The organism is Bombilactobacillus bombi, assembly GCF_013607485.1.
Classification (GTDB): domain Bacteria; phylum Bacillota; class Bacilli; order Lactobacillales; family Lactobacillaceae; genus Bombilactobacillus; species Bombilactobacillus bombi_A.
The window spans coordinates 1-9,461 of record NZ_SCHP01000042.1 but is presented as its reverse complement, the minus strand read 5'-3'; the positions used below and the strand labels follow the sequence as shown (position 1 = coordinate 9,461).

Sequence of the window (9,461 nt, the reverse complement as noted above, 5' to 3'; positions counted from 1 at the left end):
GTCTAGTACTACGGTATTGAATTAAATTTATTTAAAATAGTAATTAACAGTCTAGGGTGGAGTCTATTTATGCAGGTTTATCAAACAAATATTCAGCGACTAAAAACATTTTATACTAGTGATTACTATTATTGGCTAAAAGATAATGATCCTAAACTAATTGATAGAGTCAGAGAATCTTTATATGATGATCCTGATTCCTGTGATTTAATCTTATATAAAAAATTAGCGTTGAAATATAAGCTAGCACAAAAAAGATACAATTTATTTGATGAAGTAAATGATTATCGAATTAAGATGTCAGCTGATGTAGTCTGTGGTTCTAAACAATTAATGAAACTTCATCCTAATTTTGAAGTTTGGATTAAAGATTACGAGAATATTAGAGCTAACTTAGATTTACATTTTATTTGGCCACAACATAAATTACCAACAATCAATACCTATCGTTATACAATCTATCATGATCGTATTGACTATTTATTATATGATTTAAAATGTTATTTTGAAGGTGAAAATACACCAATGATGAAAGCTTATTGTAATGATCGTACTTCACTTTGGTTGTCTAAATTTAATAATAATTTTTGTGATTTTGTTAATGAAATGTGTTTTTCAAATTTTGTGAATAAAAATTATGAAGTTTTGAATATTGAATATGGACAAAGCAGAATAATAGATGGTAATTTAGAGGACTTGCGCAGCAATTCACATAATGAAATATCAATGCAGGATTATCTAGAACAAATCTTGGCTTTAAGTATTTCTCATTGAGAGCCCACTAAAAAGCATGGTACCAATTGCGATACCATGCTTTTATTTAGTGTCCACGATGTTTGGCTTGTCTTTTAGCTTGTTTTTGTAAAAAAAGTTCTTCTTTAGTAATTTTTACTTGTTGAGAATGAACCCTTTTTCTTAGCTTTTTAGCTTCTTCGCGTTGTTTTTGCAACTCCAGCTGAGCCTTAGTGCTAATGCCGTTTTGCTGAATAGCTTTTCGAGCTAGTCGTTGAGCCTTTTTAGGGCTCAGCGATTTTATTTTTAACGGCTGGTGGTCAACTTCATGAAATTTCAGTTCATTGTAGTGTTGGTTTACTAAATTCAATATTAGTGGCATTTTTGGCTCCGAAGTCCCCAAGGTTAGTTGAGCAACAGCATAAGTGTGTTCAGTATGTTGCTCAAAAATTGCCTTGTAAAAAGCTCCATCAAAAACAATTGTTAGACAAGATTTAATAACCATCATGTCCCCTCCTTAATTTTAATGAAAGCCGGACATCCCAGGAGGGAAGGATACTGATAGATTGTCTATGCTCGGACTACCAACCGCGCTGTGTTTTTGCTTTCTTAATTGATTATACATTTATTTATTGACATTGAAAATGTATAATCGCCATAGGTGATGTTATGAAAATAATTGAATTTGGCCAACAAAATTCTAAAGTAATTATTTTGCTGCACGGGGGAGGACTAGGTTGGTGGAATTATCAAAGGGTTGCACAATTACTTTGTCCAAAATATCATGTAATTTTACCAATTTTGGATGGACACGCCGGTAGTGATTGTAATTTTGTTAGCATTAAGCAAAACGCTCAAGAAGTAATAGAATTTATTGATAAGAATCATAATGGCAAAGTCCACTTAATTGGGGGTCTGTCTTTAGGAGCACAAATTGCTATCACAATGTTAGCTTTGCGTCCCGATATTTGTCAGCATGCTCTAATTGAAAGTGCGGCCGTTATTCCAGATCCGTTAATCCACAATTTGTTGCCTGTAACACTTACAAGCAGTTATCAATTGATTCAGCAAAAATGGTTTGCTCATTGGCAGTTTCAAGCTTTAAAAATACCGCCCGCTTTTTTTGAAAATTATTATCATGATACTTGTCAATTAAGCCAAGCTAATTTAACGGCAATTTTAGTTGCTAATACTAGTTTTACTGTACCGCTGAATTTAGCCCATTCACAAGCGCAAATACTAATTGTGGTAGGTGCCAGAGAAAATCACAGGATGATTCGCTCGGCTTTATTATTGCATAAGATTCATCCTCATAGTTATTTACAAATCGAGTCCGGATTATTTCATGGTCAGTATTCATTGAGCCATCCAGAAAAAGTGGTAGCTGATATTAAAAGGCTGTTTACTAACTCGGTGAGATGAGGCATTAAAAGCAAAATCTGTTTTAATAATTGTTCAATCAGAAATACAGAAATAAATTATCTGGAAATTATTATTTTATTAATGATGAGTCTGTTAATTAAATTTTTAAAGATCAATTTAAGATTGCAAATTAATTTATTTTTCTTTACAGCCTGTTGAAATTTTCCAATTAAAAATTTGTTGCTGTTATAATATAATTTATAAAAATCGATTATTAGGAGTGCAATTATGAATAAAAAAATCTTATTAACCTTGCTGCTTAGTTCTAGCTTAGCAACGGCAGTGGGTACTAATATTGTGCCAAGTACAATTTCTACCCCGGTGCAGGCTGCTATAGACAACCATGGCAACACTGAAAATGGTGTTGTTTATGCCGATGGGCAGGGTGCAAGAGTTTATCATTACGTTAATGGCAGCTATCAAGTGACTGATCAACAATTAGCTCCCTATAGCGGTTGGAAATATGACGCTATAGATCATCTTAATAATCAGACTTGGTATGAGGTTGCAACGAATGCGTGGATTAATAGTGAGCAAGCAACGACAGCTAAAGTAGTGGCTAATCAAGGAATCGCTGAAATTGCTTATGCGCCTGCTGGCGTAACCTTATGGCAAGGTTATGGTAATCATAAGTCTGATTCCGGTCGTAAATTAGCCAACGGTACTAGTTGGAAATTTTCACAAAAGGTTATTGATGAAAATGGGGATGCCTGGTATTTAGTAGGAAATAATGCGTGGATTGATGGCGAATACACTAAAATTACTAATACTGCTTTTAATGAAGCCGCAGCACAGCAATGGGATCCTAATTATGCAGCGGTGAAAACTCAAAGAGCAACGCTAGTTTACCGTGATAGTTCCTATGGTTCCGGACGCCGCAGTTCTGTTGGAGCAGGAACGATTTTACAAGTAGTTTCGACACTGCAAAATGGTGGTATCTTGTGGTATGAATTAAGTAATGGCGGTTGGATACCTGCAAGTGTCGCTACACCAATTACTACTTATCGCGCTCCAGTTAATTTACGCGGACAAGCTAAAGCGACAGCGGTTCAAGCAGTAATCACTGCTGCTAAACAACAGTTAGGCAAGCCTTATGTATGGAATGGCAAGGGACCAGATGGTTTTGACTGTTCTGGTTTAATGCAATTTGTCTTTAAGCAGGCTTTAGGCCAAAATATTGGTTCTTGGACTGTCCCACAAGAAACCGCTGGTACTCAAGTTGCTATCAAAGATTTGCAACCGGGTGATTTGGTCTTTTGGGGAAATCCTGGTGCTAGTTATCATGTAGGTTTATATCTGGGCAATAATCAATATCTCAATGCTTTACGTCCTGGAACCAAAATTAAGATTGATACTATTACTAATAATTTTTATCCATCATTTGGTGTCCGGGTATTGCACTAATTTATAATTATTAAGAGGTAGGACTAATGAATTTATTAAGTAAAAAATACAATATTTATCAGTTATTAATTGCAAGTTTAGCATTATTAAGTTGGTTTTGGCTTTTTCAAATTAGGCCAGTCCAGGCAGATTCTGCAAATTATACTGATACCAAAGTTTCAGGAGTAGTCACAGTTAAAAGTCAAACTGCTCCCCTTTATAATGATAATGGTCAGTTAATTGTTAGTCGGGCTTTAGGACCACATAGTGCTTGGCTGACAGGTCTCTTGCGGATTATTAATGGTCAGCAGTATTACCAAGTATCAACACATGAATATATTGCCGCTGATAGTGTAACTTATCAAACTCAAAAGGTTTTGGGCGTGCCTTTTATTAGTCAAGAAGCTGCGGGTGCCCCAATGGGGTGTGAGGCCGCGAGCGGTTTAGAAGCATTACATTATAAGAATTATGCTAAAAATTATGATTTGCGTGCTTTTTTAAGAACAATGCCAATTGCTGGTGATAACAATCCTTATCACGGTTTTGGCGGCACACCTTATCGTGTAACCCCCGGAATTTATCAGTCCATTTTTCCGGATGCTTATACGCCATGGTTGAATAAATTTGGCCATGCGGCCAACTTAAGCGGTGCAACCAAAGCAGATTTGCAGCAGCAAATTGATCGTGGTAATCCTGTGGTTACTTGGGTTACTTTAAGATATACACCAGCTAGATGGGTCCACTTTTTCTGGGGTTACGATGTTGATAATGCGCATGTGGTTACTTTAGATGGTTATAATGACCAACAATTTCATATTGCTGATCCTGAGTTAGGTGTTTATTGGGTCAACAAAGATCAATTTATGCAGGCTTATAACCATATGAAGTTTGCCGTTGCTGTTTATTAATTTAAAAATGTTTTAACAAAAGAGCTGAGATGGGTATTTGTCTCAGCTCTTTTTTGATTAAAGATAGCTAATTTTAAATTAACACTTTATTAATAATTATTTTTAAGTTATGATTACAAGCAATATAAAAAGGGGATGGAGCCTATGAAACGTGCAACAGTAGAAAAATATATTTTAGATAATTTACACAACTTTACTGACTACTTAAGAATTGCTAGTATTTCTGCACAATATAAGGGGATTGAGGAAACAAGCGCTTGGATTGTAAAGCAATTTCAAAAGTTGCAGGCACAAAACGTTCAACGATGGCGCGATCAAGGTGGTAATCCTGTGGTTTTTGCAGAGTTTAAAGGCAACAGCAACAAGACTATTTTATTTTATAATCATTATGATGTGCAGCCACCAGAACCGCTAGCAGAATGGCACAGTGAACCTTTTGAACCTACAATTGAAGGAGAGCAGTTAGTGGCACGCGGTGTCTGTGATGATAAAGGTGAGTTAATGAGTCGATTAACTATGATTAAATATTTTAAAGAACATGGTGGTCTACCAGTTAATATAAAGTTTTATATTGAGGGTGAAGAAGAAATTGGCAGTCCTCACGTTGAACAATATGTATCTGCCCATGCTGCAGATTTAAAAGCTGATGCTTGTATTTGGGAAGGCGGAGGTAAAGATGAAAATGAAAACTTTCAAATTATCTGTGGTGCTAAAGGGGCGGTTAGTTTTAATTTACATGTGCAGACAGCTGCAGCCGACTTACATTCATCCTTAGCAGCGTATGCTGATAATGCAGCTTGGCGATTGGTTCAAGCTTTGGCCTCTTTAAAAACTGCAGATAATCGTGTGGCGGTGGCCGGCTTTTACGATGATATTGAATCTTTAACACCTGCTGAACAAGCAGCAGTACAAGAAATGGATTTTGATGAGGCGAAGGTAGCCGCTAATTATGGTTTAAAGCGGCCTTTGATTACTGATAATCCCAAATTGGAATTAATTAATGGTACGACTTTAACCATTAATGGTATAGAAGCGGGTTATCATGGTACGGGTGTTAAAACTATTATTCCTAAAGAAGCGCATGCTAAGTTAGATTGTCGCTTGGCACCGAATCAAGAACCACATAAGATTGTACAGTTAATTCAAGAACAGCTTAATCAAAATGGTTTTTCTGATGTTCAAGTAGAGTATTTATTAGGCGAACAAGCAGGAAGAACCCATCTAGATAATGCCTTTGTGCAGTTAAATCATCAGGTAGCTAAACAAGTATATGGTCCTTCCCATGTAAAATTAATTCCTAATATGCCGGGAGCTGGCCCCATTAAGCCTTTTTTAGACAAGCTACAAGTGCCGGTTGTTATGACAGGTATCCATTATGCGGGCAGTCATCCTCATTCTCCTAATGAAAATATTAGGTTAGCCGATTATCAGGCAGGGACTTATTATCTCATTAACTTATTAACAGCTTATGGTCAAGATAATTAATATAAAACAAACTAAAACAAAACACCGGTGCAAAATTGCGCCGATGTTTTGTTTTAGTTCAAACTGTTTTTCATTACCCAATTTTTAAGAATTCATTAGGACCTGCAATAATTCTTTAGCTGACTGGTGAAGACTATTTTTAGATTTGTCATTGCCTAAATGAGTATAAATTTCTCCAACATAAGTATTTTTGGCAAATAAGATTTTAAATACTTGCTCAATAATCGGTCGCGTGCGTTGCTCTTCTTGTACCGGACCAAAAGGATTAGCAAAAAAGGTTGTACTCATGCCCACTTCATCGGTAGTTCCTAGGGCCTTACGCTTACCAGCGATAAAAGTTTTCTTGGCAGTATTAGCGTCAGTAAAACGATGCAGACCAATTTTGTTATCATAATTATTGGCGTAGACCCACATATCAATGGGATGATGGGCAATTACGCGGGAGTAAGAATCTGCTGGAATAATAACTCGAGCGTTCTTTTTATCAGGGTTTAAATAAATACCCCGGTCCATATTGTTAAAGGCTACTGAGGAGCTGAGATCATCTAACCGTACAAACGCACCGATTTCCGTGCCTTGAGCATAAATTTCTTGTCCTGCCACAGTAAAGCTACCCATATCGTCGAAAATAGTTTCAATACTAATGATTTGGTCATCAGCTACTTCTTGGAGGGCTTCAATTGATTCAGATTTGCCAGCACCAGAATCACCAAAGAAAACGACATTTTTTTGTTTGCCATTCGCAAAGTTAATTTGGACCATTGAGCCATGAATGGGCAGCTTACTTTCATAAATCATATGCAGATTATGCAAAGTTAAACACATTTTTTTCATATAGCCAAAATAGGTAGTCTTATCGTTATAAGGAACTTCACCGATCCAAATATCATTGGTGGCATCATGATAGTAATGGCACACATTACCTTGGGTGTGAGGCAGACCAAATAACAAGATTAAATCAGGCTTATGGCCTTCTATATCTTTAGCAGCTGCAACTTCAAAAAGGTTAGCTAAGGAAATACCACTCGCAAAATAATCACGATGAAAATAAATATAAGCGAGGCTTTCACCAATTTTAGCGGGGAAACAATACCATTCATCTTTTCCCCCTTTAAATTTAGTAATAGGATTGGTAGTAACCGCACTAAAAGTCCCTTCACGTTTATTGCTCGGAGTCGTCATCATCATTGGCGGCCGTAACATCAGGGTGTCAATAAAGCGTATGGGCTGCAAGACTTCATATCCTTGTGGTAGCGGCCATTGATGTGATTGGGTCAATATACAGGCTGAAGAGCCCGCATTGACTTGCCGATAGGTTTTATTGGGAGCACCTTGCAGCTTTTCTTCGATTAGTCGATAGAGACGAATAACGAGGTTATTAAAGTGATTATCAATATCCATAAAATTATTAGCAACTACGTCTGATTGGTGGAGATTGATAACTGCAATCCGCAAAAAAGACCGGTAAAAAGAATATAATGCTTCAATACTTTGTAATATTTCAGCCGCAGTGAATTTATCAAAAACGTGGGGCTGATCTAACAAGATTGACTTAATAATTTCTAAGTATTCATCGGCATCCAGATCTTCAAAAGCATTTTGGTTTTGTAAATGATGCCGCTGCTGCAAGTATAATTGCACAACGTCGACTAATTCTTGTGTGTTTAAAAGTGTGAAAACATCGGAAATATACTGGTTACTGTAATTAAGTACTGCTACTTTCCGTTGGGGATTAAAATAAAAACCTTCTGTGGCAATTTTTGACATTAATAGAATCTCCCTTCTAAAGCTTAGAGCTATTTTACCGCAGTTAATCACAAAGAAAAATAATTTTTAAAAAATTGAGGTAATGAAAATGAAATCATTAACGGAAATTCATAATTTTGCGGTTAAGTACTTTGATTTATATAGAGATTCCTATACTACTAAATTGCAAGTAACTCAAAATTTTGAAACTCAATGCAGTAATTTAGGATTTGAAATTGATGGCGGTCAAGCCTTAATCAACCAATATTCAGCTGCGGAATTTGATCATGCTCATTATTTAGCTAAAGTCATTGCTCAGATTACTGATTACCAGCTGTTAGGCAATGCCATCTTCTCTTATTATGCACGCTGCCAGCTCCAACAATGCTCACCGCTAGCAGATCATGCGCGCTTATGGTTCTTATTAGCCTTTGAACAGTTAGCTAAAATAACTTCCTTACAGCTGCAAAGCCCTTATTTGTTTGAAGGCGAGCTCCAAAAAATCTCTTTAGTTTCTGATCTATCTGGCTATGGATATTACGAAAAAGGTCTGGAAGTACAACAGCATTTAACTATCAATATTAATGGCCAAGTTGAGTTAAAACGCTATGTTTGAACAGATGATGCCGCTGAGATGCGGTTACAAAGTCAGCAATTATTTACGATTAATCCCCAGCGAGCGCAAATTATTTTGCAAGCTGTTAGCTATTACTTTAGTCACGCGACTTTACAGTTGCGTGTTCATGATAATGGAATTTGGACAATTAAACTTTTAAATTCAAATGGAAGAGTGTGGCAGGATCAAGGATCACTAGGACAAAAGTTAAAAGTTGGTGGTCAGGATTTATCCCAACTGATTCGACGCCAATTAAAAATACCCAATCTCTATGTATTTGATAATCTTCCCGATCAACTAACAACCTTGAAGTTACGTTATCATTGAGTTTATGCTACTGAATATTTGTGGTTACAACGTGAACAAGGAGTTTTGCGATATCAGCAATGCCAAAATAATGGTCAACAGATAATACAAACTTATTACTTGCCCGGCCAAGTAGACGATTTATTAGATTTATGGCCCCTTGATATTTTGGATTTTACAACTTCCAAGTATCAAAATTTACATTTAAGTTGGAAGATTAACAATCAAAATACGCAGCAGGGATATTTAAATAGTAATAGTGCCGATTTTTTAGAAATTTGGCAAATCTTTACTCAACATCTGCAAAAATTATTGGAAAATTATCAAACCGGCGAATTAGTGCATCCTCCCTTATACTTAGACAACATAGAGGATTTAGTGTATTTACAAGTTACGTTTAGAAAGGGCGGTAAAGTATATAATTATCTCGGCGACCGTAATTTATCTGTCGGTGATTGGGTAATTGTTCCCGTAGGCGTAGATAATCATCAGATCAAAGCGCGCGTACAAGCAATTAATCCGCGACTGCCATTTCCTTTACCCAAAGGGATTAAAAAAGTTGTTCGGAAGTGTACTTCAACATATTTTTAATATAATTGTTGACTAATAAGTCAAAAATAATATAATAAAAGTATGGGAAGAAAAATATCTTATAATCGACAGCAAGTTTTACACGCCGTTGCGCAAACTTTTGTCCAACTAGGCTATGAAGCAACATCACTAGATGATTTAGTTCAGGCAACCCATTTATTGCGAGGAAGTTTATATTCGGCTTTTGGTAGTAAATTAGGGATGTTTGTGGCGGCCCTGCGTCAATGTATTCAAAACGATAAGCAACAGCCTTTAACTATTGACATGATTTT

Annotated in this window: 11 protein-coding genes; 9 read left to right on the top strand and 2 right to left on the bottom strand. The window is 36.3% G+C overall.

The window, feature by feature from the left end; translation table 11 throughout:
• Positions 1–69 precede the first annotated feature (69 nt).
• The gene (locus EQ827_RS06955) at positions 70–774 is read left to right on the top strand and encodes a DUF6994 family protein (RefSeq protein ID WP_181190280.1); all 705 of its coding nucleotides are present in this window, start codon (positions 70–72) and stop codon (positions 772–774) included.
• Between the two features lie 46 nt (positions 775–820).
• Here EQ827_RS06955 and EQ827_RS06950 read toward each other — a convergent pair whose 3' ends face one another.
• Positions 821–1,237 carry a YjdF family protein gene (locus EQ827_RS06950; protein ID WP_181190279.1) on the bottom strand — a complete coding sequence of 139 codons (417 nt, stop codon included), beginning with the start codon at positions 1,235–1,237 and terminating at the stop codon, positions 821–823.
• 164 nt (positions 1,238–1,401) lie between these two features.
• Between EQ827_RS06950 and EQ827_RS06945 the strand changes: the two genes are divergently transcribed.
• The 4 genes from EQ827_RS06945 (at position 1,402) to EQ827_RS06930 (ending at position 5,930) form a co-directional block, all read left to right on the top strand.
• Positions 1,402–2,154: an alpha/beta fold hydrolase gene (locus tag EQ827_RS06945; protein WP_181190278.1), complete on the top strand. Its 753-nt coding sequence runs from the start codon at positions 1,402–1,404 to the stop codon at positions 2,152–2,154.
• 228 nt (positions 2,155–2,382) lie between these two features.
• Positions 2,383–3,558, top strand: coding sequence for a C40 family peptidase (locus EQ827_RS06940; protein ID WP_181190277.1), 1,176 nt, complete (start codon positions 2,383–2,385; stop codon positions 3,556–3,558).
• A 26-nt stretch (positions 3,559–3,584) separates the two neighbouring features.
• Entirely contained in the window at positions 3,585–4,445 is an 861-nt protein-coding gene (locus EQ827_RS09265; RefSeq protein ID WP_181190276.1) for a C39 family peptidase, read from the top strand.
• 144 nt (positions 4,446–4,589) lie between these two features.
• Positions 4,590–5,930 (top strand): M20/M25/M40 family metallo-hydrolase, encoded by a 1,341-nt coding sequence (locus EQ827_RS06930; RefSeq protein ID WP_181190275.1) that lies wholly within the window; start codon positions 4,590–4,592, stop codon positions 5,928–5,930.
• Between the two features lie 84 nt (positions 5,931–6,014).
• Here EQ827_RS06930 and EQ827_RS06925 read toward each other — a convergent pair whose 3' ends face one another.
• Entirely contained in the window at positions 6,015–7,697 is a 1,683-nt protein-coding gene (locus EQ827_RS06925) for a phosphoenolpyruvate carboxykinase (RefSeq protein WP_181190274.1), read from the bottom strand.
• An 88-nt stretch (positions 7,698–7,785) separates the two neighbouring features.
• Between EQ827_RS06925 and EQ827_RS06920 the strand changes: the two genes are divergently transcribed.
• The 4 genes from EQ827_RS06920 to EQ827_RS06905 form a co-directional block, all read left to right on the top strand.
• Complete coding sequence (locus EQ827_RS06920) at positions 7,786–8,292, top strand: hypothetical protein (RefSeq protein WP_181190273.1); 507 nt, start codon at positions 7,786–7,788, stop codon at positions 8,290–8,292.
• Positions 8,293–8,310: 18 nt separating this feature from the next.
• Positions 8,311–8,619, top strand: coding sequence for a hypothetical protein (locus tag EQ827_RS06915; protein WP_181190272.1), 309 nt, complete (start codon positions 8,311–8,313; stop codon positions 8,617–8,619).
• Positions 8,620–8,664: 45 nt separating this feature from the next.
• The gene (locus EQ827_RS06910; protein ID WP_181190271.1) at positions 8,665–9,189 is read left to right on the top strand and encodes a hypothetical protein; all 525 of its coding nucleotides are present in this window, start codon (positions 8,665–8,667) and stop codon (positions 9,187–9,189) included.
• Between the two features lie 42 nt (positions 9,190–9,231).
• Positions 9,232–9,461 (top strand): TetR/AcrR family transcriptional regulator (locus EQ827_RS06905; protein WP_181190270.1); only part of this gene is annotated, 230 nt, incomplete at its 3' end.